Here is a 23,446-nt window from a genome sequence, read left to right on the forward strand (position 1 = left end):
TTATGGCGGAGGTATTCTTCTCGAATACCTCCGCCATTATATTTGCGTGAACGATCAAATGATTATCTATTATACGGAAAAAACACGATGACAAGTAAACGGATGATTTCGCAAGCGTATCTTATTATAAAAAAACTCTAAGTCGTTACTTTAACTAACTTAGAGTTTTTTTGCGGTGCGGACGGGACTCGAACCCGCGACCCCATGCGTGACAGGCATGTATTCTAACCAGCTGAACTACCACACCAAAATTTTAAAGAGCAATTTTGTATTGTGGGTGCAAATATAATGCTTGTTTTTGATTCTACCAAAATGGAGTCTCTTTTTTCTTGTTTGTATAGAGAAACTCACGAACGGTATGACTTGAAAATAATTATTCCGCTAATTATTTTTGCCAGCGCTTAAGATTCGGAAAGTATTTTTTCATCTCCTGAATAGCTTCTTCCCGGGTATAATTTAGTCTGCTTCCGGCATTGAATTCATCCACGTAGTCGGCACACTCTTCGATCATTTGTTCCATCGTGACATTTTTGGTAAAACGACCTTCTTGAAAACAGTAGCAGCAATATTCTCTGTTTTTACTCTCGTCCTGATTGGTTCCGTAATCACTATCCGCGTTCATGGGCATCCCGCAGCTTTGGCATATTTGCATTGTCATTGTTCCTTCATTTTTAATCGGTTCTCTCTACAAATATAGAATTATTTTTAAAATAGTGGGATGCTGTTTTGTGAAAGTTTATATTTGTTGGGAATAATACAGAAACTGATGGTTAGGAAATACGGTCGAGAGCCTTATCGGGTAGTCGTTGTCCACGGGGGACCTGGAGCATTGGGAGATGTCGCCGCGATAGCCCGTAATTTATCGTCGAGTGTGGGCGTGCTTGAACCTATTCAATCTAAATATACCGTTGACGGGTTGATAAAAGAATTAAAAGAACAGGTCGAGACCTATACCAACGAACCTCTTTTTTTTGTGGGGCATTCATGGGGAGCATGGCTTGCTTTGTTATTTGCCGTTCGCTATCCGGGAAAGGTTAAACAATTGATACTGGTCGGGTGTGCCCCTTTCGAGGAGGAGTATGTCTCATTGATATCCGAACGACGGAAAAAAAAACTTTCAGAAGAGGAGGGTGCTTATTGGGATTTGCTTGTCGGTAAGTTGGAACGAGGATACAACCGGGACGACGTTCTGATGGAGTTGGAGAGATTGGTTGTAAAAAGCGATCATTACCGGTTTCGGGAAACTGAAGAGGACAAACGTGATATTCTGCCGGTCGATGGTAAGATGTATTCTTCCGTTTGGAGGGAGGCGGAGAAAATACGAAAAGACGGAAGGTGGAAGAATTTATTGTCTCGTGTTCGATGTCCGGTATATGTGATTCATGGGGAGATGGATCCGCATCCGTTGGAAGGCGTAATCGAACCTTTGTTCCGGGCAAATATAAAATTTCGGAAAATCGTATTACCTCGATGCGGTCATTCGCCTTTTAAGGAAGAAGAGGTATGCGAATCTTTTTATGACTTATTGAAGTCTATTGTATTATAATACTGAATGTTACGTTGCAATATCAACTAAAAAGGCAAATGCAAAGAGTAGACGTTTTAAAGGTGTATCGTTGCGGAATGAAAACATGGTTTGGGGATAAGGAATGGATTATCGGTCTCCGGGCGGGTTACCATTCGATCTCCGGTAAATGGTGACTTTTGAAGTAACGGTTGGCCTTACTGAAATGCTTGCACCCGAAAAAGCCCCTGTCTGCGGATAGCGGCGAGGGATGTGGGGCCGTGAGTACACAATGCCGGTTCCTGTCGATAAAGGCTCCTTTTTTTTGAGCATAGGCCCCCCATAGCATAAAAACGACATGTTCCTTTTCGTCGTTGATATGCCTGATTACGGCATCGGTAAATTCTTCCCATCCTCTTCCCCGATGTGAACCTGCCTGATGGGCCCTGACCGTGAGTATGGCATTGATCAGTAATACTCCTTGTTCGGTCCATCTTTCCAATCTTCCGGAAGTGGGCATCGGTTTACCCAGATCGTTTTCAATCTCTTTGAAAATATTAATCAGAGAGGGAGGGTAGGGGACACCATCGAGGACAGAGAAACATAATCCGTAGTACTGTCCCGGTTCATGGTAAGGATCTTGCCCGATGATGACGACCTTCACTTTGTCGAACGGACAGGTATTGAAGGCGTGGAAAATATATTTTCCCGGCGGGAAGATCGTGTATTTGGCATACTCCTCTTTTACGAAGCGGGTTAACTTCTCGAAATAGGGCTTCTCGAATTCTGTCTGTAGGCGTTGACGCCAGCTCTCTTCTATCTTTACGTTCATAACGGATCGTTTGTCATGTTCTCTCCTGAAGCTTCGGGAGAATTAACTGTTAGCAAAGATAAATAACAAATCATAATAAAGAAAAGATTATGGAAAAGAACAGATGCCAGATTTGTTTTCAATAGAATTGGAGCCGATTTTCTGAAAACAGAGTGAAAAAGTTATGATTATCCTTTTTTTTTGTTTACTTTGTAAAAGTGCGGTTAGGTAAATGAAAGGTCGCTTGGACAGGTTCAAGTTATTGTTTTATAAAGTCAGTTGGTTGTAATTTTTAATGGAGACAGTTATGGATACCTATAAAGAAAAAATGGCACATCTGATTTCATTGATCGTACGGATCAAACGTTATTCGTTTGAGGAATTGGAAATAATGCTTGAGATCAGTCAGGTACAGAAAATATTGAACATGCCGGAAGTAAAAAATCGGGATTGGGAAAATGAATCTTTCGAGAATCGGGAAGTATTTATAACTTTTTTGGATACCTATATTGATATTTACCAAAGGGCCCTTGAAACTCTAAAAAAGAAAAGCGGCATGGATATTTGAGCTTTGTATGCTCTTTCGTTTAAATGCTCTCGGTGGGTAGGGTTTGTAATAGAGTGTTACTACTGAAACGACAGAAGAATTTGCCGTATTGAAATTATGCAGGGAAGTAGGGGTTCCCCTTACTTCTCTATTTTAAGACGGAAACCAACAACGCTATCAGGCTGCTTAATGTGTTCTCCGTTTGGGCCGTGTATAATTTACCATCTATGGCATAAGGCTCATTCGTGGCTTTGCCTCCTTTTATCGCTGATTGAACGAAAGGATGTGCTGCAACCGTGCGTCCCTTTGTTATTCCGGCGATATCAAACAGTAAACCGCCTACGCAATGACCTGCGATTAATTTTCCGGCTTCGCCGAACTCTTTGATAACGGCAAGCATATCCTGATTGTAGTTTTTAGAAATATTCTCAGCGAATGTGGGCATGGCATCACCACAGGAAAAAACCAATGCTTCATAATCTCCGGAATGTCCTTTCAGATCGGCAATTACGCCGTCTGTTACCAAGGTAAGGCCTGAATTTGTTTTGATTGTTTTCGATTCTGCCACGGCATAAACCGTGAAGGGGATTTTGTTTTCAAAAAATGCTTCCAGGTATTGAAATAATCCGTAACCGTTTACCGGATTTACTGCCATGACGGCGACTCTCTTTTCCATGATTTTAATTTTTTAAACGAGATAATAGTTATTATTCGTAAGTTTATTACTTTTGTAAAGCAAAAGTAGGTATGTAATTTGAAATAAACAAGAACGAACGTTTTTGTAATGTACTTACCTGTAAGTAACTAATATTCATTATTACGTTTTTATGGACGAAAAAAAATTAAAAAATTTTCATTCTACGGGGAATTGTCCGGTCAGGGATATCCTTTGTCGTTTTGGGGATAAATGGTCCGTATTGGTGTTGATAACTTTGCAGGCTAACGGTACGATGCGCTTCAACGAGATTCAAAAGACGATAGACGATATCTCTCAACGAATGTTGTCCGTTACCTTGCGGACCCTTGAACAAGACGGGCTGATTCGAAGAAAGGTTTACGCGGAGGTACCTCCGCGCGTCGAATATAGTCTGACCCCGATGGGAGTCAGCCTTATACCTCATATCAATGCTTTGGTGGATTGGGCCATGCAAAATATGTCCCGGATATTGGAAAAAAGAAAATAAAAAGAGACTTATTGATTCAATAATTAAAAGATTCTGTGATTATTTTCTGAATCACAGAATTTCATCATTATCTAATCTTCTAATTTACAATCTATAGTTTAGAATTGTCAATCATTCCACGGGAATATAGATTTCCGTTAATAGGTCTTCCGGTGCGGTGCGGGAAGGATCGTTCAAGTAACGTTCGGCACTCGCTTCCTCTCGGAGTGTACATTCCATTTCCGGCAAATATTTTCCGTAAATCGTATCGTACACGGCTTGCAGATTACTATATGGGCCTTTGTAAAGAAAGGTCGCGTATCGTCCCGCGGGAAGCTGTTTAGAACCGATATCTCCTTTTGGGATAGCGGCAACGGGTAATACCATACAAACATCCGTCCGTAATTTTTCTACCGGGGTAACTTTCGGGTCGTCGTGATAAATACAGAGTGGGGAGGGATCGTTTGCCCGTAAGTTGTGTTCTTCGGCGAATTGGAACAAACGGAGCCAGGTACCGCAATAATCGTTTAGTTTATAGTCTCCGAACAGGCGAATATAGATTACATTTCGAGCGGGAAGCTCTCTGATCTCTTTTTGCAGTTCCAAGTCCGGTCTGATCATGGCTGGTTTCATAATGACAAAATTTTTATTGTTTCGATATTCAATAGGTGAAATACCGTAAAATTGTTTGAATACTTTAGATAAAGAAGAGGGCGTGGAATACCCGATGCGATAGGCTATATCGGCTACCGGTAAATCGGAGTACCGTAATAAGCGAGCGGCTGCTTCGGTTCGTGTCCGGACGATGAACGTTCCGATGGGTTCGCCCAAAAAAGCTGTCATGATGCGGTGAAAATAGAAAGAGGAGAAATGTGAAATTTTGGCCAATGATTTCACATCGATCTCTTCGCCGAGATGCAAATTGATATAATCTATAACGGTATTCACGCATTTTTGATACTCTTCCCGTGTCGTTTTCTTTTGTTTCATCATTTAATCGTATTTCACGTTACAAATATATGTTACTCCCCTTCATCCCACTTGTCCGTTCTTGCTAAAATGTTTTTTCTCGGAAAGAAAATAGGTGAATGGTTAGGGTTATTAACATAAATATTGTAAGTTTGAAAGTATAAAATGTTCATGAATATGAAGAATCAAAGATTTAATATTGCCGTTCTAATCGATGGAGATAACGCACAGGCAAAGTTGATTAAGGAGGTGTTGCAGGAGGTATCTAAGTATGGCAAGGCTACCATACGGAGGATATACGGGGATTGGACTCAACCTCAGATGAATAGTTGGAAAGATATTGTCAATGAATATTCGATTAATCCTGTTCAGAAATTTTCGTATACAACGGGTAAAAATTCAACGGACAGTTCGTTGATCATCGATGCTATGGATATCCTTCATGCCAAAAATTGCGATGGGTTTTGTATCGTATCGAGTGATAGCGATTATACCGGTTTAGCTAAAAGAATCCGGGAGGAAGGGCTTTTTGTTATGGGTATCGGAGAAAGGAAAACTCCCGTGGCCTTTGTTCAATCTTGTGAAATATTTACTTTCTCTGAAAACTTGATTAAGCAAGAGGTAAAAATGGCGGAGGCGGAACAAAAACCCAAAGCGACTAAAAGAAATACTCCTAAAAGTTCGGTACAGGAGGAGCCGCCCGCTAAGGAAAAGAATACGAGGGAGAGCTTGCCCAGGGATATTATTGATAAGGCTTTTGAAATTTCGACCAATGAGGACGAGGAGGCCTATATCGCGAATGTCGGAATGAATTTACGAAAAATTGATCCGAGTTTTGACCCCAGGACATACGGTTTTTCAAATCTGACGAAACTGATGGAAAGTATTAAAAAATACAAGGTGATAAAGAATATCGTCAACGGACTGAATCATCCGTTGGTAAGATTAAAGGATAATTCGAAATAAGCTTTTGCGGCAATAATGTCCGCGAAAAGGCATGTTCTGCCGCATGGTATAAAAGTGATATACAGTTAACAGAACAAACATACTGAATCGACCCGCTTTATCCCGGCGATATGCCGATCCGTGTCCCGCAATTCCCGCAAAATGTTTTGCCTTCGGTCAGCGGATTGCCGCATGAAGGGCAGAAACGGCGAGCGTCCTTCGGGGGAATGGGAGTGTCGGCAGCCGGAACAACCTGCGTTGTTTCTGTTGTTGTAGCGGGTTGTCCGGTGTCGCTCTTCGGTTGAGGGTAACTTTCGCTGCTTCTGCGGAACAACTCCTTGAATTTGCCGGAGAATCCGCTCAGTTTTCCGTACAAATCGAATGTGATGACCGTTGTGGGGGCGACCTGCATATAACTACTCATCATCTTCACTAAAATCCAGCTGTCTATGAAGGCGTACTTTACCGACCAGGCAAATAAGATCGATAGAACGAACGCCACGAAACCGCTCCAGCCGAACAGATGGAATAGGCCCCCAAAAATGATGAACGCTGCGAGAGTCACTACCGTGAGAGAAAGAATGACTACTCCGGTTGTTTTAGTCGAATCCTTTAGTAGCGTTTTCCAGTTTTGGGCATAAATGACTACGCCGTCGGCAGCACTTTTATACGGGTTTTGTTTATCCTGATAGAAGGTATAGCCTAAGCAACATTCGTCGATATACCCTAAAGAGATGTCCAGAAAAAGATTGGTTAAACTCTTTACGCTGTCCATGCCGGGAATAGCACCGAAGAGGCTGTCTGTCAATCGCCCTAAAGTACGTTGCAATTGCTTTACCGATCCTGCCACTAACTTATCCAGGGCAAAGTATACGTTACTGGTCCCGAAACGTTTTTTTACCATCTCTTTGCCCACGGTCACGGGATTGTTCGGTATTGTCCCCTGTTTGAAAGCATTGGAGATGACGGCTACGTGGCCCGCTTTCACTAAATAACCTATATAATGGTTCAATACGAAATTGATCATGCCGACGAGGGCAAGCCAGATAAAAAACAGGATAGCTACACTCCCCTTGCTCTCGAAGAGTACGGAGATACCCATCAACAGGGCAAACAGCAGGAGGGCGATCCCGATATTCAGTATCCCCAATCCCAATTTTATCCAGCCGAAGACGAGGGTTTTCAGGTAAATTTCTTTAATTGTCATCGTATTTTTTCGTTATTTGTTTATCGCGTGGAGATTCCTTCCAATTGAGTGCTTAATTCTTTTAATTCGTTGAACATGTCGCCGAACAGTAAACTGCCTGCCAGCACGAGCAGAACGGTCAGGGCGGTGACGATCAGTATCAATACTAACATGGCGCGGGCGAGGTTGCGCTTGTTCACCTTTTTGCATCCGCCGCATGCCCAGATGAGGAGGCAAATCAGGTTGACTATCGGTACGATCATCAACAGGAAAATGCCGATATATTCGCCCGTCGAGATGGGTTCTTCCTGCCGGCCCGTTACCGGAACAGCGTACACGGGTTGTTGTGGTACGGGTGCCGCTTGCGGGGGAGCCGTCTGTGCCGGTGGTGGTGTCGGTGGTATGTAGGATGCCATGGGAGTCCCGCACGAGGTGCAGAATTTCACTCCGTCCGCTACTTGTTTTCCGCAATTTGTACAAAATGCCATAATTCGTTTCCTCCATGATTAATACGTTGATACTTATTCCGAGACTTTTACTCCGCACGCTCCGCAAAAACGATTGCCTTCCGCTATTTCCGTACCGCAATCGGTACAGAAGCGTTTGGTTGCCGTTACAGGCTGTCTGATGCCGCATTCCTGACAAAACTTGGTTCCTTTCGGGTTTGCCGCTCCGCAGGCGGGACAGATGAGTATTGTCTCTTCTTTCTCTTTTTTCTCTGCTCGCTCGCGAGCGGTTTTTTCATCACGGGCTTCCTGCAAACGGCGTTCGGCTTTCTGGCGGTTGACGGTTAACAGTTCCAGTTCGGTCTTCGTCTCGGGGAAGGTTTCGCTTCCGTCCGATTCATACACCTGTCGTCCCAACCGGGCATACGCTTTTTCCATTTTTTCAGTCAGTTCTCTGATTTCGGTTTGCGCATTGAAGATCTTCACGTCGGGGGCGTTCTGTGGTACGAAACCGGACGACCCTTTTGCTATACCTGTTAATTTATCTCCCATAATTTTTCTTGGTTTCGATGGTGTTTTTCGATGGTTTGATAGCCCTTAGTCTGTTTCTCTTTTTTACTTTTGCCGTATATTCGGGGAATCGCCTCCTTTCGTTATCCGATCGATGTTATTCGTTTTCATTCGTTGTACGGGGCATTTCCGGGCGAAGGAAACGCCCCTTTCGTCCGCGGCATTGACGCTACCGTTTTTGGCTTTTGACTTTCAATGGGCATGACGGGCTTTCACCGGATTTTTGTTACTCTTTTATCGGGCGGACAAATAGGTAATCTTTATACAGAGAATTCGGTTCCCTGGCCATATAACCATGTTCGTGACAATTGAAGTTTAACCCCATAAAAATGCACATGGCTTTTAGCATGGGCCTTGAATTGGAGTTAATAATACTCGATGTCATATAGAAACCGTAATCTTGGAGCGTATTACTCCATCCGTAAGGTTCGGAATAGAAATTGGTAGCCGGCAGGAACACGCATCCGTTAAAATTATTTTTGTCGGCTTTTTTACAGGTCTCTTCATCCATACCGATCCAAAGTCCGTTCTTGCCTCCCGGATTCTTTCCAAGATCCTGTTTAATGTGGATGGTGTATTCGCTCAATAATTTCTTTATTTCCTCGAAAGTCGGCAGGCGATATCCTGCTCTGCAGGGAACCGTTGCATACCGCCACGTGGGATAATATTTTCCCGCCGGATTGCTGTTATCCCCTTCTAAGTTGTATTTTGCCCAACGATTCAGAAAGTTTTGTCTTTTTGTCTTTTCGTCCGTCGACTTCTCGAAAGGAACGATAATGATGCTACCTCCGGCTGTAGCAATAATCCTTGGTGCTCTTAGGAGTACGGATTTTTTCTTGAGGAAGTCACTTTTGTCTAATTGTTTAATTTGTTTGATTTCTTTTTTCACTTGCGTCTTTTGTGCTTTTTTCACTTGTGCCATACCTGCTGACGACACGATAAGTAATCCCACGAGGATTAGCATACCTTTAAAAATGTTTGTTTTCATAGTTTTGTAATTTAATAAGGGTTAAACATCGTAAGGCTATTATTTCAATAACCTGTATTTTCCGATCAGGGGCAATTCTTTTGCCCGCCCGTTTACCGCGTTGATGATGCCGATAATAGCCAGTACTAAAAATACGATTCCTACCAAGCCGATAAGGCTCACCACGAGGTAGAGCCGCCACGATATGGCGAGGATGATCGTGGTCAGAATACTGTATGCCACGCCGTACACGATGGCAGCGATGCATAGTACCAACCCCTGATTGGCGTGGAAGCGGGCGAAAGGCGAGTCTTTCGCTCCGAAAATGGGAATCAGTACCAGGATACCGAGGTAGGCCAACACGCCCATTCCCTTGTTTTGCTCGATGTCTTTCGGATCGAACTCTGCCGTGTTATCCGCCGCGTTGTTCATGGCGGCGGCAAATTTGTTTTCGGAATGCCCCTGCTGTCCTGCTTGTCGTGACTGCTGTTCGGACTGTTGTTGTCGGTTTTCTTGGGCTGCGGTCGCTCCTGCCGGATTTCCGCACGAGGGGCAGAATTTTGCCCCTTCGGCGAGTTGTGTTCCGCAATTGTTGCAATAAGCCATATTTTTAGGTTTAAGATTGTTATTTATCTGAGTTTTTTCGGTTGTTCTCATGTATTCCTTGCCGTCGCTCTTCTTTTGGGTTATCGTCATACTACTTGTCTATTACTTTTTCAATGCCCTTTCGTTTCGATTTTTTTTAATTCTGTATTTGTGCAGCGGCGGGTGCCACTATTCAGCATACCGCCCCACAAAGCATGATAATCCGTCTTTTTCCGTAAGCCTGCTATTTGTTTATGCAAGTTAGTATACCTTATATATCTTCTTTTTTGATGAACTCTACCCTTCGGTTTCGGGCTCGTCCTTCATCGGTGGCGTTATCGGCAATAGGGGAAGTCTGCCCTTTGCCGATCGGGGTAAGACGGTCGGCGGCGATACCCATTTCCACTAATTTGTCGACAATGGCTTTCGAACGGGCCTCGCTGAGCGTCTGGTTCGAGGTGGCATTACCCGTGTTATCGGTATGTCCCTCGACGGAGAATTTCAGGTCGGGATTCTCGGTCATCAACTGCACGATGCGGCTGATCTCGCCCATGGATTCGGGTTTGATGGTCGCTTTGCCCACGTCGAAGGTGATGCCGTAGGTGATGAATTTCCCGTCGCTCATCATCCGGTCGTAGAGGGGAACCGCTCCCTCGGCGATGCGGACATTGGTGATCGCGCTGGCCCAACTGATAGAGTTGATATTTGGGTCTTCTATCGCAAAACTCGAGGCTTGTGTCATATTGGGAATGTTGGCCAGGCGAATACCGTCGAGATAGACTTTGAAAGCCCGTTTGTTGAACGAAATGGCCAGGTGGTGCCAGCCGTCGGCAGCTACGGACAACGTGGCATCACCGGAAGTATAAGCACCGGAAGTGGAAGTATAGTGCCACTCTATGGTGGGATCGTTGAAATTATTAATCTTCAATGTAGCCACGGTGCCATTACCGTCTTCTCCGTAAAAAAACAACTCGTAGGAATACTGATTAGAGTAATCTCTTTCCCCACTCTTGTCTGCCACGCTCATCCACAAATCCATCTCGATGGTGTATTTCTCCGGTAGGTAATTATTCGCATCCTTCATCAGAGGAGCTATGGTATAACTTCCGTTTTCTTTGTCGCTACGGAAAATCGCTTTTTTCCCGTTGATCGAGGCCACTTCGGCACTCCCTTCCTTCAGGTCCCACATCGAGGGGAATTCTCCCAATTGCTCATCGTCCATCAGATCTTCGAAGATGATGACATCTCCTCTTACGAAATCCGATTTGGCATAAGCCATCTCGGCGTTTTTGGGGAGAGGCGTCTTGCCGGTCTCTTTTTTTTGTATCGAGTCTTTTTGTTGCTTCTCTTTTTTCTTCATCGCCTCTTCGGCCGATTCGAGAGCTTTGTCAACGGTGTCGTCTACTTTTTTATTGATTTTTTCTTCCACTTTTTCCTTGGCTCTCTTTTTGGCTTTTTTACCTAATTCCTCTAACCAGCCTTGCGAGTAGGCATCCGTTGTTCCTATGGCAAGGAGCAAGACGGTCATTATACATAGTATCTTTTTCATGACTTTTTATTTAAAAAATTCTTCGGACTGTTTGATCTCTTTTTTGATTTGCTCCAATACCTGGGCCCGGGTCATCCCTTCATACATCCCGTCGATTGTCTCCTGCGAGTATTCGTAACTCAAAATCTTGCCGTTGACGGAGAGATTTTTCATGGTGTGCGACAGATCGTTGACCTCTTTGAGGCCGTCGTGTGTTTTTTTCGCTGTTTCCGCGTCTGTAAAAGCGATCGTCTCTTTGTAGCCGATGCACTTATCGCCGTCAAACGTGTACACGGTAGAATTATCCCCGTAGGGAGTATTTATCGTTTTGATAATCCGATTCTTTTTTTCTTCCAGTTTGACTTTGATTTTTTTGGCGAGTTGACGGAGCTCTTTTTTCTGTTTGCTGCTCAAATCGCCGGATGCCGGTTTCTTTTTGTTGCTGTTACCGCAGGATATTGTTCCGACGATCATGATCGAGCAGAGTAGGGTATATAAAATCTGTTTCATGTCGGTATGGATTTAGGGGTTAGTAATTTCATTTTTGACACCTTGCGCTCGCGTTTCTGCCTCGAGGAAAGTCTTTAGGGCCTGGACTTCGGGAGTTTCCATAAACGGTTGCACGTGTTGTTGCAGTTTTTTTCCGGCTGCTTCGACTACGACATTAATTTCCGCCTGATATTCCGCCCGGGGACGATAGTTTTTCGGGGGTAAGAAAATGCCGTCGGGTACGCTTTCGCTGAAGTTTTCTACCTGGGTCCATGCCAGCCCCCGTATTCCTCCCCCGAAATGAATATTATTCCAACAATAATATAACATGCTTATTCCGCTTTCCGGCTCTGCAAACTCCAGGGTAAAACAGGATTTTCCGGCAATCGTGGTATTGGGTAGTTTGCGGGCGTTCATTAGCGAAAGGAATGCGGGCGGCATTTTTTCGTAATTGCTGATCAAGGGACATTCCAGTTTATCCTCTAAATGGGGAATTTCATATATGTCGTAGACGAACTCCACCTCTTTCAGTCCGTTTTTCATCGCGTTTTCCAGCTCCTTCATGGTCGGTTCCTTGAGCTCGATGGTTTGAAGGTTCGCTACTCTTTCGACATCTCGTTTGACCTTTTCGACCGTGGGGACAGCAGAGAGCAGGGTGATTCTTCCTTTATCGTAATCGTAGATTGCCCCTGTACCCATTGTGGTCATCATGGCGAACAGCTTCCCGTAATGATCAAAATAGTAGGTACATTTCATTTCCGGAAAACCTTGGATCGTATTACGCATTTGCAGGGTACCCTGCTTTACCCCGGTACGAAGGTCCTTTTTTTCCATTCCCCGGATGTTGAGCGTAAGTTCGTAAACGCGTTTACGCCCCTCTTTATCCCTTACCGTAATATAACCGCCTTTTCTGAAATTAAGAGTCTGACCTGATTTCGGGGATATCGAAGCACCTTCGGTGGCCGTCATATAGGGCACAATCTGATTGAAATCTATGTCCCGTTCTACCGTTATTTCGATCGTTCCCTTTTCATGATCGAATTTACCTTTTTCTTTACCGATGGTGAATGAAAGGAGTTTAGGGGCATCCGGCGAATTGGGCCCCAGGACGGGTTCTTCTTCGTTTTCGAATTCGTCAACATAGAACAGACTTTCGTCGGTCGTGTCCGTCTGTTGTTTTTTCTGTTTCTCTTCCTGCTGCTTAAGTACTTTCTCTGCTTTCTGCTTGATTTTCTTAAGAAGTCCTTGTCCGTGGGCTAATGTTCCGGGATAGGAGAGAAGAGTCAGTATGACGACAATAGGTATTGTTTTTTTCATGACTTCTATAATTTAAAAGTGATACAATGGTAAACCGAGAGTGTCTCCGATCATTTCCCGCTCGCTTTTTGGAGGAGATAAGATTTTTTACATTGTCGGCAAGTTGATTCATAGGAGTTTATTTTAATAGGTTAGTAATTGAAGTGTTTCACGATTTGCGCTTAAACAGTTTTCGGAGGTAAGTCCTGAATCTGTTTTTCGGTTTTTTTCTCGACAGGGATCTTTTAACCGAACTCGCTGACAAACATTTGGTTTCTTGTATTTTTTTTATTTTCTCTGCCGTTTCGATACTGCTGAGCTGGTCGTCAATGATTTGTTGTACCTCCTCGTAAGTCAGTTTGGGTTTATCGGATTTTTCTTCGTTCATGCTTGACGTTTTTGAATAGGTAACTTAACTGTAAACAAAATAAGGAGATAAAAGAATTGCCTGTTTGGATATTTTAGTCAACTTTTTGACCATATGTATCATTGCCAAATGTACGATTTGACGATATGTGTCATAGTGAAACGATAAATGGCTGATAATAAATAGTATATTCAGTCAAATGTTAATAGAAATCTAATTACCTAATCACTGAATCTTTGAATCTCTAAATCCGGAATTGTTTTTTATTTTCCTCTTTTCCGGTATTGTGACGGTGTCATTTGGCACATTTGTTTAAACAAACGCGAAAAATGTGCCACGTCTGCAAAGCCGCATTTAACGGCAATCTCCCCGATAGGCGTGTCTTCATCCGAGGCTAACAGACGTTTGGCTTTTCCCATTCGAATTTGAAGAATATAGGCTGCCGTACTGCAGCCTGTGATGGAAAGAATTTTGCGGTTCAGTTGGGAACGACTCATAAACATCTTACCTGAAATGGTCTCTCCATCGAGTTCGCCTGTATTCATTTGTACATAGATGATATTGATTAGTTTATTCAAAAACTCTTGCTCGGCCGGTACCAGTTTGATTGTTTGTTCGGTTCCTTGAATTAGGGCGAGAGAGTATTTTTCACGTATCAGGCGACGTTGTTCGAGTAACTTTTCAACTCTTACGTTCAATTCGGACGAATTGAAAGGTTTATATAAGTAAGCATCGGCTCCGGCTTGAAATCCTTCTATACGATTACGCTCTTCGCACTTGGCTGAAATAATGATGATGGGGATATGGTTCGATATTTCCGATGTTCGTATTTGTCGGCATAGCTTATAACCGTCCATGCCCGGCATCATTAAATCGGTAATGATCAGGTCGGGCATTAGCTCCATGACTTTTTCCAGGCCTTCGTCTCCGTTACGGGCATATTGTATACGATAACGGGCTTTTAGTTGAGAGCCGATATAATAGGATACGTCGGTATTATCTTCCACGATCAATATAACAGGACGAGTATCATTCATTTGTTCCTTATCGGGTAAGCTCATCTCTTCCGGCAGCACCTCCGCGGTTATGGATTCTATCCGGAAATCCGGCGTCCATTCTTCCAATGGCTCTTCACTATCGTGTTGTATCGGTAGCGTTACGGTAAATACGGAACCTTTGCCCGGTGCGCTTTGGACTTTTATCTCTCCCCCGATACTCTCGATGATCTGGTAAACCAGCGATAGCCCTATGCCTGTTCCGACACCCGTTTGACTGTTTTCGCCCTGATAAAAAGCTTCAAAGATATGAGGTAGGTCCTCTTTGGCTATACCCCTTCCCGTATCCATGATACGGATCAGGAGATGTTTTTCTTTTTGTTTGGAGGTAATGAATATTTTCCCGTTTTCGGGAGTGAACTTCAATGCGTTGGAGATGAGATTGCGTACGATCTTTCGCAGGTAATCGGGAGCGAAGTCCATGATAACGCTTGTTTCGGCAGGCACGAAACAGAGTTCGATGCGTTTTTGACGGGCAAGAGCTTGATAACTCTCTACCATCATACGCAGGTAAACAATCACGTCTCCCGTGCACCAATCCGGTTTACCTACTGCAGACTTTATTTTTGAAATGTCTAACAGTTGATTGATTAATCCCAATAGATTATCCCCTTGTCTTACAATCATCGCTCCTAAAGATTCGAGACTTTCTCCTTTTTCCAATTTACCCGATTGTATTTGTTTGCCCAAACCAAGAATAACGGTAAGTGGAGTTCGGAATTCATGGGTGATATGGGTAAAAAAATGGGTACGTACCTTTTCCATCTGTTGCATCATCCGTTGATTGCGGGAACGCATTTTCAGGGCATACCATAAAAATACCATTACGGCAATAGCTAATAATAAGACGGATAAGCAGGCAATGATAACGATATTTTTAAGTCGCTGTTGGGTTTCGTAGTTTTGTCGTACCAGATCCATCTCCCGTTGGCTTTTCTCCCGTTCGTACTTCACTCGAACGTTCTGCATATGGTTGATGTTTTTGGTATTACTTACACTATCTGCGTATACGATACTTTGTAAATGGTAATCTAACGCTTTTCGACAATCACCTTGTTTTTCGTACCAGAGGTAGTATAAATTATATACCGATGCCAAATGCTCCAACGAGTGAATCTCTTCTGCCGTGTGTTTTGCTTGTTTAAGGTATTGCCGTGCTGCCGGAAGATCACCTTTGGATATATTGACCCTTCCCAATGCAAGACAGGATTCCAACCAATGCCAACGATCGCTGCTTTTCTCCATCAGGTCGTAGGCTACTCGGTATTCTTCTAGCGCTTTGTCCCATTTCTTTGCTTGTTCGTAAAGTCTTCCGAAATGAGTATGACATAATGAAATGCCTAAGTTGGATTTTGCCTGACGGTTAAATTCCAATGAATGACGGTAATACATCCATGCCGAATCGATCAGGTTGCGGGATTCGAATATAGCGCCCAAATTGGCGTAGTTGATAGCTTGTCCCAAAGGACTGTTTAATTCCCGCTCCCCGGCAAGAGCTGCTCTAAAGACCGTATCTGCCTCATCTTTGTTATTTAATGTCAAATGCACGTTTCCTATACCGTTCAGGGAGACCACCCGATTTTTTCTAGCCGTGTAGCTTTTTTTATCGCTGTATTGCTCACAATAGGCTAAAGCCTGATAATGGTAAGAGGATGCTTCGTCGAGAATCCCGAGACGGCGGAAATTGGTACCTATATTATTCAGTGCCTGTATGGTTTCCAATGTATCGTGAAGTTCGACGGCGGTGTTTAACCCTTTCCGGTGTTGTTCTATGGCTTCCGTGAAACGGCTTGTTTCCCGGTAGCGTTTGCCGAGTTCTTTGCAGGTATAAATAATACCTATTTTATCGTTGGCTGCGGAAAAATGTTGCAACAGGCTTTCCAACGAATCCAAGGAGCGGTTTGCCCGTACGGTACTATCGACAGCCCGCCGCTCTTTTGTCGTGTAGACATGGTCTCTTGAGGGGTTACATGCTACTAACGTTAATGAAAGGAGAAGCAGGCCGTATGATCTTATTTTATTGAATAGTTTAAAAAAGTTTACGGTCGGATAGCCGGCAATGTATACTCTTTTATTATCCGTGTTTATCGTTGAAGTAAAGACTTGTTCCAGTAGTAAATGATTATGCATATCCTTTCACATCTTCTTGCAAAGATAACTTTTTCTGTGAATAATAGAGTAAAAACAGGTAAAAGTTGTAATAAAAGATCTTATATTATAAACATAAAAGGAGATGTTGTTTTTTGTTTATTCATGATATTTATTCGGGTGATAAGAAATATTGGATGTGAGTTACGGTACTCTTTTCATATCGGGAAAAAGGGTGGTGCCTATTAATATTTTTTATTCTCGGAGGAATCGGGTTAGGCGTTCTTCGTAGCTGCGCAGGTACATCCGTTTAAGCCGGTCGTCAAGAAACGAGCGTTCAGTCAATTGTATTACTTCGTCTTTATGATTGGTGAAAAGGGTAATAATCTTATCGATTTGTTTTTCGGTCAGTCCGATTTTTGTGCCGAAAAAGCGGAAATCCTTTATGCAAGGATGTCCGGTTCGAGTATAGATAGCGCTCCACTCGGTTCGCGGGAGTAACCCATCGCTTAAGGCGAAATCGGTGTCGTCGATATGCAGTCGTGTATTTAGTAAATCGTAAGCGGGGGTGAGTATGTAATCCCCGTCCACGGTCTGTTGCACGGAGAAATTTTTTAAATGCGCATCGCCGTTGGAAAAGAGATAGTTGAATACGATTAACTGAAAAAAAAAGCCCATCTCTATTTGCCAAGCCGGAAGTAGCTCGCGAATCTTTATAGCAATATCATCATAAGAGCCCTGATACTTAAATGCTTTACCGGAATTTTCTTCCGTGCGGTCGAGAATGGAGGAGAAATCTTCTTGTTTGATTTTTAATCCGTCGGGAGTGATGTCGAAACGTTTGGTAATATAAGCGGGATCTCCGTCTGCAAAAAAGATCAACCCGTTTTCGGCCGTGGGGATCTTGTATACTTGCCGGGCTATTTGCATGGTCAAATGTTCGTTAGCCGGCATCATGGTACGATACCGGAGACTTTTATCCGATGGAACCGGTTTGAGGATGTAAGTACCCAGATCGCCTTCCGGCGTAAGTATGACATGTCCGTTTTTTACTATAGCACTCAGCTTTTCTTGGGCTCCGGAAAGCGAAGAGTGACCGATGTTACGAGCAATAAGCGGGGCGGTTGTATCGTTATCGTATTCAAAGTCCATGAAATGACTGACCCGCTTTCCGTTGAAAAGCCGATTGATTGCAGTAGTGCTGTAAGTTGAGTAACCTTCAGCAAGCGTTCCCGGGCAATTATTTATTACAACCTTTTTCATGGTTATAGCTCCTTTATCTCCCTGATGGTTACGGCTCCGATCGTGTCGGTGTAGGCTGTCTTTATCAGGCGTGTAAAATAGTCTTTTTCATCTATTTTCAACAGGCGATTCTGAATGGCCTTGTTTGCACCTTCTGCTAATAAGTTGAAAAAAAATGAAAACAGGTACCGGCTATGGTATGTTTCCTCTGTTTTAGGCAAGGTCAAACTAATTGCCGTGGATAAAGGATTGAGTAGATAATCGTGATCGTACTTAAAAAGATAGGTATAGTCGTCTTGTTCTGTCAAGATACCGGCTAAAATGTTATTGACGAATATTTGTGCTCTTCTCATGATTAAATGATTTTTTTAACGACAGCAGTTATCTCTAATCCTAATGCGGCAGCTATTTTTTGTAATGTTGCAAATGACGGGTTACCCTTACCTTGTTCGATGTTAACAATGGTACGGGGACTAATACCCGTGATATCTGCCAAATCTTGTTGAGTAACTTTCAACAGGGTCCTTCTGTTTCGTAAAATTTTGAATATCTCCATAGTGCAATATATTGCGTATTTTATGCGAAGATACAAAGATTTTATTTTAAAACAAGCAAAATACGTAATATATTGCGTATTTTGCTTGTCATTGGGATTATGGTTATATGCAGGTATTATAGCTTCGGGGATAAGGGAATGAGTTTGCTCTGTTTACCACAATAAGTCAGTGATAATTTGTGCATCGCTCTCGTTACGGCCACGTAAAGCATATTTCTTTCTATTTCCGAGTGATAATTCACACGGTCCGCCTGAGGAACGATGACCTCGTCGAATTCCAGTCCTTTCGCCATATGAGCCGAAGTAACGATTATACCTTTCAAGAAAGCTGAACTTTGATTGGATAGAAAGTAAATATCACCGGTATGGGTCTGGAGGTTTTCCATCATCTCTTTTGCCTGTAATTCCGTTTTACAGATAATACCGAGTGATTTATACTCGGATATTCTAAAAGAGGAGATCAAATTGATTATGCCGGAAATTTGATCTTCCATGTTTTGAAATTGAAGGACATCAGGTTGTTTTCCGTGTCGTTCGACTGGCTGTAATTCTCCATTCGTTTGAATTTTCTGGGCAAAATTCGTGATTTCAAAAGTCGATCGGTAGCTTTTGCAGAGTTTCATGACTTCTCCTTTCGCAAATGCCTTCATGATCGTGTCGGCAGTGGACGAACCGTAAGGATTGACGGATTGATTCGCATCTCCCAGAATAGTTTTCCGGCAGGGGTAGAGCTTTTGGATGACCCTGTATTGTATCGGGGTATAATCTTGCATTTCATCGATTAAAAGATGTTTGACCCTGTACCGAGGGGTATTTCCGGACAAGGCGATGTGCAAGTAGGCCAAAGGAGCTAAATCCGTATATTCTAATTGGCGGTTTTTACCTGCCTTAAACATTTCCGGCTTCCCGATCCATTTGAAAAAATCCTTATAAACTTGGAGGTCGTTGTTTCCGGCAAACATCTTCCTTATCTCCTTTTTTAATCGGTTTTTCTCGGCGGCGGCAATTTTGAAGTTATATTGGATGTACATTCTATCTATTATATAATCGGTCATGGCTTCGAAACGTTGGCGTATGGGGGAACGGTCGAAGCGTTTGAATTGTTCTTCGATAAATTCGGCAGGAACCGTGATCTGTTCGGTTAGCATGACCTCTTTTGCTTGAAAATAGCGATTTTCCAGGTAAAGAATAAACCGATCGAGTTGCGCGATAAAATCGAACGAGGCTTTGTAGCGTATCCGTTCGATAAAATCCTGATCTGCCCCCTCGAGTAGTTCTGTTATCTGTTCAAAGTAATTTTGGTATTTGTATTTGTTATCCAGCACGCCGGAAAGGATCTGTTCCATGCCGATTTCAGGTACGTTCTCTTCGCCGAGTTCGGGTAGTACGTTGGAGATGTAATCGGTAAAAACCTTGTTTGGCGAGATGATCAGTATCTCTTTGGACGAGATGTTTCCTTTCAGGGTGTAAAGCAAATAAGCGATACGATGCAATGCAATAGATGTTTTACCCGATCCGGCGACTCCCTGAATGATAAGTACATCCGCCTCGTTGTTGCGGATAATCCGGTTTTGCTCCCGCTGGATGGTCGTAACGATATGCTTCATTTTGTCGTCGGCATTGGCACTTAGTTCTCGTTGTAGAATATCATCATGAACAGTCAGGGAACTTTCGATCATATATTCCATCCTGCCGTTGCGTACACGGTATTGACGTTTTAGTGAGATATCTCCGCTTACTTTACCGGTAGGAGAGGAATAAACGGCTTCTCCTAACTCGTGATCGTAAAATAGGCTTGCAATAGGAGCTCTCCAGTCGTAGATTAAGTTCATTTTTTTATCGGGATCGTAGAATGTGTGTATTCCGATGTAAATGGGGGTAATTCTATTACCGTCCTTTTTTTCTGTAAAGTCTATTCGTCCGAAATAAGGGATATCCAGCATTTTAGCCAATCGTTTGCGTTTGTCAATAATGCTTTCTCCCAAAGCAAAATGATTTAAGATACTTTCTCTCATGGAACGAATCTCGTGTGGATCGATATCTTTATTGGACCACAGGTACTCCTTGTATTCCTGTAACGTATCAACCTGTTCTTTAACCGATCTGTCCGTATTATTTATCATGGCCGCTATAAGGCCTATGATCTGTTGTAAATACTTTTTTTCCTGTTCTTCTGTTTTATTGAATACCATAAAGTTTTTACTATTGTATTGAAATGTTTTGAAAGGGAGACAAAGTTAGTTCGGTCCGATCGGGTATTAAATAGTTATTTATAGCTATATTTTGGCTCTTTTTTCTATTTTTGTCACTTGTTCGAATAAAGAAAGATGGATCTCCTCGATATTGCAAAACAAAATCAGCAGAAGGCTTGGGAAATCGTAGAAGCCACTCGTGTTATTCCGATATGGGAGAGTATCGGTGCGCGAGTCGATTTGGTAGGTTCTTTGAGAATGGGATTGCTGATGAAGCACCGGGATATCGATTTTCACATCTATTCTTCGCCTTTGGTTTTGTCCGACAGTTTTAAAGCCATGTCACAATTGGCAGAAAATATCTCTATTCAAAGAATAGAGTGTGTCAACCTGTTGCATACCGTAGAATCTTGCGTGGAGTGGCATGCCTGGTATCGGGATGCCGAGGGTGAACTTTGGCAGATCGATATGATCCATATCCAGAAAGGCTCCCGGTATGACGGTTATTTCGAACGAGTTGCCGAACGTGTTTCCGCCGTGTTGACCGATCGGGCCAGGCGGACGATCTTGCAATTAAAATACGAAACGCCTGAAACGGAAAAGATTATGGGAGTGGAGTATTATCAGGCTGTTCTACAATATGGGGTGGAAAATTATGCCGAATTTGAGCGATGGAGAAAGTCACATCCTGTCACGGGCGTCGTGGAATGGCTGCCATAAATAAGTAATCCGGTATCGTGTATTCCATTATTAATGAAGTAAGCCTAATTCGATACCCGCGTTAATAGCCTCAATAGAGTGTTGTACTCCCAGTTTCCGGAGTAAGTTTTGGCGGTGGATATGCACCGTGTGGATGCTGATATGGAGTTTATTTGCGATCTCTTTGCTTTGCGATCCTTTTTGGATCAGTCGTAATATTTCCGTTTCCCTTTGGGTCAAATGTACAGAGGGTGTCGATAAAGCGGAGGGAGAAAACATCTCTCCGTTTTTAAGATCGAATACGGTGCAGTCTACCTGATCGAATTTTTTCTGATCGGGATCGATGTCCATACAACCTACGATAAGCCAGGCTTTTCCGTTACGGTCTTGTTCCAAAACCTGATGTTTGCTGACCACCCGTATGTATTTTTGTTTCGCGTTACGTACCCGAAACCCGTATATGTTACAATAGTTGTTTCTTTGTTCGATGGGCAAACTGTAAATAAATTTCCCCAATAGGACCTGTAACGTTTTTAACCGTGTCAAATCGTCGGGATGGATACGTGATTCCAGGTAGTCCCCTTGTCTCTCAATGGTTGTGATCTTATGACTGTCGTACCCTAACATATCGACAAAATTAGAGGACGCAAAAGCATATCTGCATTTGAATACATCGACGACAAAGGTACAGTTTCGGTTAAATTTTGACATTTGGCGGAGAATATTTTTATCCTTTTCCCAAATGCTGTAATCGATATCCGAGGCTGATAAATGTTGTTTTGCCCATAACTCTTCTCTGGTCGTATCGATTGATCTCGTATGGCTGAAATCATATTTTTTTGTACTCATTTCCGACGGCTGCTTTTATAAAAACAAAAGTATAAGAATAAGTTTAGTATTGATAATCGAATAACGTTTTTGCAGGTTTGCGCCATTCAATGCAAATTTGTATCTTGTAAACGATTTCTAAAGGCGAAGATAATTGTATTCGGCATAAGTTTCTTACATACGAAGATTATATTTTGTCCCGAGGATGTTACTTTAAGCTGCGTTTCTTCATAAAGTCGTTTTTATACAATGGAATGATAGAGTATGTGGTTAATTTATTTTTCAAACGAATAAGACAATTGAAATGAAAACATTGAAAGAACAGGCGGCAGAAATGTTGAAGCGATGTGAAACGGTTGTTGTTGCATCCGTAAATAATGGGGGATTCCCTCGTCCCGTTCCCATGAGCAAAATCCATTCGGAAGGATACGCGGAGGTGTGGATGGCTACCGGGAAAGATTCATTGAAGACACGAGATTTTGCTGGAAATCCGAAAGCCGGTTTATGTTTTTCCGAAAACGGGAACAGTGTAGTCCTGACAGGGATCGTCGAAATTATTACCGATAAGGTCTCTTTGGAGAAATTTTGGCAAGATTGGTTTATAGAGCATTTCACGGGAGGAGTAACGGACCCGAATTATGTTCTGTTGAAATTTACCGGGCATCACGCTACGTTTTGGATAGATGGCAAGTTTGTACATCGGAAGATTTGAATGTGTTGTATTTTGATGATGACGAAACAATTGATAGCCTGTTGCGGGTTGGATTGCGAAAGTTGCGAGGCCCGCATCGCCACGGTCAGGAATGACAATGAGTTGAGAGAAAGGACGGCTCGGAAATGGAGCGTAATGAATAATGCCCCGGAGATTACGGCTGCGACGATCAACTGTACGGGATGCCGATCCGTCGGGGTGAAATTTGCCTATTGCAGCGATTATTGTGAAATCCGCAAATGTGTATCTGAAAAAGGATTCGGAACTTGCGGCGACTGTAAGGAATTGGAACATTGCCGTATAGTCGGGGCTGTTTTCCAGCATAACCCCGCTGCAAAAGAAAATCTCCTGTCTTCGACGACTGCCTGAAACCTGAGAACTCGTTGAAATTATCCAATGGGTTACTTCTTTATCTGGTTTCAGATGACACAACATATTGTAAAAGAATAGGATAATTATCTTTTTATGGCATATTTTTGAAAAGTGGTGTCACTATTAAGATATTGAGATTCTTTTATTCGTTATATGTTGGTATTTTAATTCGCCTTTCCTTTGTTCCGAAATGTATGTTTCGAATCGAATTATTCTGTAAACGAACCTACAAATTCCCCAAATCGCAAAATCTTCTCGCTATTTGTTTTATTGAAAAGTAAGTGTTCGAAGTCTTTTTGCTTCTTCTTCAAATCGACTGTTTTCTGTAA

At 42.8% G+C, this 23,446-nt stretch carries 26 protein-coding genes, 1 tRNA gene and 1 pseudogene; 8 read left to right on the top strand and 20 right to left on the bottom strand.

The features are described from left to right. Positions 1-173 precede the first annotated feature (173 nt). Together PGR74_RS00820 and PGR74_RS00825 are read right to left on the bottom strand one after the other, a co-directional pair. Positions 174-247 (bottom strand) — tRNA-Asp (locus PGR74_RS00820). Positions 248-385: 138 nt separating this feature from the next. Next, entirely contained in the window at positions 386-658 is a 273-nt protein-coding gene (locus tag PGR74_RS00825) for a zinc ribbon domain-containing protein (protein WP_270516586.1), read from the bottom strand. Between the two features lie 108 nt (positions 659-766). Between PGR74_RS00825 and PGR74_RS00830 the strand changes: the two genes are divergently transcribed. Then, positions 767-1,546 (top strand): alpha/beta fold hydrolase, encoded by a 780-nt coding sequence (locus PGR74_RS00830; protein WP_270516587.1) that lies wholly within the window; start codon positions 767-769, stop codon positions 1,544-1,546. 127 nt (positions 1,547-1,673) lie between these two features. Here PGR74_RS00830 and ung read toward each other — a convergent pair whose 3' ends face one another. Then, complete coding sequence (gene ung, locus PGR74_RS00835; RefSeq protein ID WP_041503875.1) at positions 1,674-2,336, bottom strand: uracil-DNA glycosylase; 663 nt, start codon at positions 2,334-2,336, stop codon at positions 1,674-1,676. Positions 2,337-2,622: 286 nt separating this feature from the next. Between ung and PGR74_RS00840 the strand changes: the two genes are divergently transcribed. After that, complete coding sequence (locus tag PGR74_RS00840) at positions 2,623-2,883, top strand: hypothetical protein (protein ID WP_146216405.1); 261 nt, start codon at positions 2,623-2,625, stop codon at positions 2,881-2,883. Positions 2,884-3,010: 127 nt separating this feature from the next. On the opposite strand, the gene PGR74_RS00845 is transcribed toward PGR74_RS00840, so the two are convergent. Next, positions 3,011-3,538 (bottom strand): DJ-1/PfpI family protein, encoded by a 528-nt coding sequence (locus PGR74_RS00845; RefSeq protein ID WP_041503873.1) that lies wholly within the window; start codon positions 3,536-3,538, stop codon positions 3,011-3,013. Positions 3,539-3,689: 151 nt separating this feature from the next. Between PGR74_RS00845 and PGR74_RS00850 the strand changes: the two genes are divergently transcribed. Beyond that, positions 3,690-4,046: a winged helix-turn-helix transcriptional regulator gene (locus PGR74_RS00850; RefSeq protein ID WP_041503872.1), complete on the top strand. Its 357-nt coding sequence runs from the start codon at positions 3,690-3,692 to the stop codon at positions 4,044-4,046. Between the two features lie 111 nt (positions 4,047-4,157). Here PGR74_RS00850 and PGR74_RS00855 read toward each other — a convergent pair whose 3' ends face one another. Beyond that, complete coding sequence (locus tag PGR74_RS00855; protein WP_041504086.1) at positions 4,158-5,015, bottom strand: AraC family transcriptional regulator; 858 nt, start codon at positions 5,013-5,015, stop codon at positions 4,158-4,160. 156 nt (positions 5,016-5,171) lie between these two features. Here PGR74_RS00855 and PGR74_RS00860 point away from each other — a divergent pair, with 156 nt between their 5' ends. Beyond that, positions 5,172-5,960: an NYN domain-containing protein gene (locus PGR74_RS00860; RefSeq protein ID WP_041504085.1), complete on the top strand. Its 789-nt coding sequence runs from the start codon at positions 5,172-5,174 to the stop codon at positions 5,958-5,960. Positions 5,961-6,057: 97 nt separating this feature from the next. Here the strand turns inward: PGR74_RS00860 and PGR74_RS00865 are convergent, their stop codons facing one another. Beyond that, positions 6,058-7,146, bottom strand: coding sequence for a zinc ribbon domain-containing protein (locus PGR74_RS00865; RefSeq protein WP_041504969.1), 1,089 nt, complete (start codon positions 7,144-7,146; stop codon positions 6,058-6,060). A 75-nt stretch (positions 7,147-7,221) separates the two neighbouring features. Between PGR74_RS00865 and PGR74_RS00870 the strand changes: the two genes are divergently transcribed. After that, positions 7,222-7,533 carry a hypothetical protein gene (locus PGR74_RS00870; RefSeq protein WP_235375094.1) on the top strand — a complete coding sequence of 104 codons (312 nt, stop codon included), beginning with the start codon at positions 7,222-7,224 and terminating at the stop codon, positions 7,531-7,533. Positions 7,534-7,547: 14 nt separating this feature from the next. Here the strand turns inward: PGR74_RS00870 and PGR74_RS00875 are convergent. The 13 genes and pseudogenes from PGR74_RS00875 to PGR74_RS00935 all read right to left on the bottom strand — a co-directional run. Further along, a pseudogene (locus tag PGR74_RS00875) lies at positions 7,548-7,613 on the bottom strand (zinc-ribbon domain-containing protein); the annotation flags it as partial. Positions 7,614-7,646: 33 nt separating this feature from the next. Then, entirely contained in the window at positions 7,647-8,123 is a 477-nt protein-coding gene (locus tag PGR74_RS00880; RefSeq protein ID WP_200889853.1) for a zinc ribbon domain-containing protein, read from the bottom strand. Between the two features lie 244 nt (positions 8,124-8,367). Further along, positions 8,368-9,129 (bottom strand): hypothetical protein, encoded by a 762-nt coding sequence (locus PGR74_RS00885; RefSeq protein WP_041503869.1) that lies wholly within the window; start codon positions 9,127-9,129, stop codon positions 8,368-8,370. Positions 9,130-9,168: 39 nt separating this feature from the next. Continuing rightward, entirely contained in the window at positions 9,169-9,804 is a 636-nt protein-coding gene (locus PGR74_RS00890; protein ID WP_237143266.1) for a zinc-ribbon domain-containing protein, read from the bottom strand. A 160-nt stretch (positions 9,805-9,964) separates the two neighbouring features. Beyond that, positions 9,965-11,242 (bottom strand): OmpA family protein, encoded by a 1,278-nt coding sequence (locus PGR74_RS00895; protein WP_110688372.1) that lies wholly within the window; start codon positions 11,240-11,242, stop codon positions 9,965-9,967. Positions 11,243-11,248: 6 nt separating this feature from the next. Further along, positions 11,249-11,731, bottom strand: coding sequence for a hypothetical protein (locus PGR74_RS00900; protein ID WP_041504968.1), 483 nt, complete (start codon positions 11,729-11,731; stop codon positions 11,249-11,251). Between the two features lie 12 nt (positions 11,732-11,743). Further along, a complete protein-coding gene (locus PGR74_RS00905) occupies positions 11,744-13,027 on the bottom strand; it encodes a hypothetical protein (protein WP_041503866.1) in 1,284 nt (427 codons plus the stop codon). Positions 13,028-13,175: 148 nt separating this feature from the next. Beyond that, complete coding sequence (locus PGR74_RS00910; protein ID WP_110688373.1) at positions 13,176-13,394, bottom strand: hypothetical protein; 219 nt, start codon at positions 13,392-13,394, stop codon at positions 13,176-13,178. 242 nt (positions 13,395-13,636) lie between these two features. Then, complete coding sequence (locus PGR74_RS00915) at positions 13,637-16,558, bottom strand: hybrid sensor histidine kinase/response regulator transcription factor (RefSeq protein WP_181416476.1); 2,922 nt, start codon at positions 16,556-16,558, stop codon at positions 13,637-13,639. Between the two features lie 213 nt (positions 16,559-16,771). Then, on the bottom strand, positions 16,772-17,779 hold the full coding sequence (locus PGR74_RS00920) for a HipA domain-containing protein (RefSeq protein ID WP_270516588.1): 1,008 nt from the start codon (positions 17,777-17,779) through the stop codon (positions 16,772-16,774). A gap of 2 nt (positions 17,780-17,781) precedes the next feature. Beyond that, a complete protein-coding gene (locus PGR74_RS00925; protein WP_041503862.1) occupies positions 17,782-18,111 on the bottom strand; it encodes a HipA N-terminal domain-containing protein in 330 nt (109 codons plus the stop codon). A 2-nt stretch (positions 18,112-18,113) separates the two neighbouring features. After that, the gene (locus PGR74_RS00930) at positions 18,114-18,314 is read right to left on the bottom strand and encodes a helix-turn-helix domain-containing protein (RefSeq protein ID WP_041503861.1); all 201 of its coding nucleotides are present in this window, start codon (positions 18,312-18,314) and stop codon (positions 18,114-18,116) included. Between the two features lie 116 nt (positions 18,315-18,430). Then, a complete protein-coding gene (locus PGR74_RS00935; RefSeq protein ID WP_270516589.1) occupies positions 18,431-20,506 on the bottom strand; it encodes a HelD family protein in 2,076 nt (691 codons plus the stop codon). 135 nt (positions 20,507-20,641) lie between these two features. Between PGR74_RS00935 and PGR74_RS00940 the strand changes: the two genes are divergently transcribed. Then, a complete protein-coding gene (locus tag PGR74_RS00940; RefSeq protein ID WP_270516590.1) occupies positions 20,642-21,226 on the top strand; it encodes a phosphoglycerate mutase family protein in 585 nt (194 codons plus the stop codon). Between the two features lie 30 nt (positions 21,227-21,256). Here the strand turns inward: PGR74_RS00940 and PGR74_RS00945 are convergent, their stop codons facing one another. Further along, positions 21,257-22,054, bottom strand: coding sequence for a LuxR C-terminal-related transcriptional regulator (locus PGR74_RS00945; RefSeq protein WP_110688375.1), 798 nt, complete (start codon positions 22,052-22,054; stop codon positions 21,257-21,259). A gap of 283 nt (positions 22,055-22,337) precedes the next feature. Between PGR74_RS00945 and PGR74_RS00950 the strand changes: the two genes are divergently transcribed. Next, the gene (locus PGR74_RS00950) at positions 22,338-22,745 is read left to right on the top strand and encodes a pyridoxamine 5'-phosphate oxidase family protein (protein WP_041503858.1); all 408 of its coding nucleotides are present in this window, start codon (positions 22,338-22,340) and stop codon (positions 22,743-22,745) included. An 18-nt stretch (positions 22,746-22,763) separates the two neighbouring features. Continuing rightward, a complete protein-coding gene (locus PGR74_RS00955; protein ID WP_041504080.1) occupies positions 22,764-23,114 on the top strand; it encodes a DUF3795 domain-containing protein in 351 nt (116 codons plus the stop codon). The last annotated feature ends 332 nt before the right edge of the window (positions 23,115-23,446 follow it).

The organism is Sanguibacteroides sp. AM78-02pH3A, from assembly GCF_027666085.1.
Lineage (GTDB): Bacteria > Bacteroidota > Bacteroidia > Bacteroidales > Marinifilaceae > Gabonibacter > Gabonibacter massiliensis.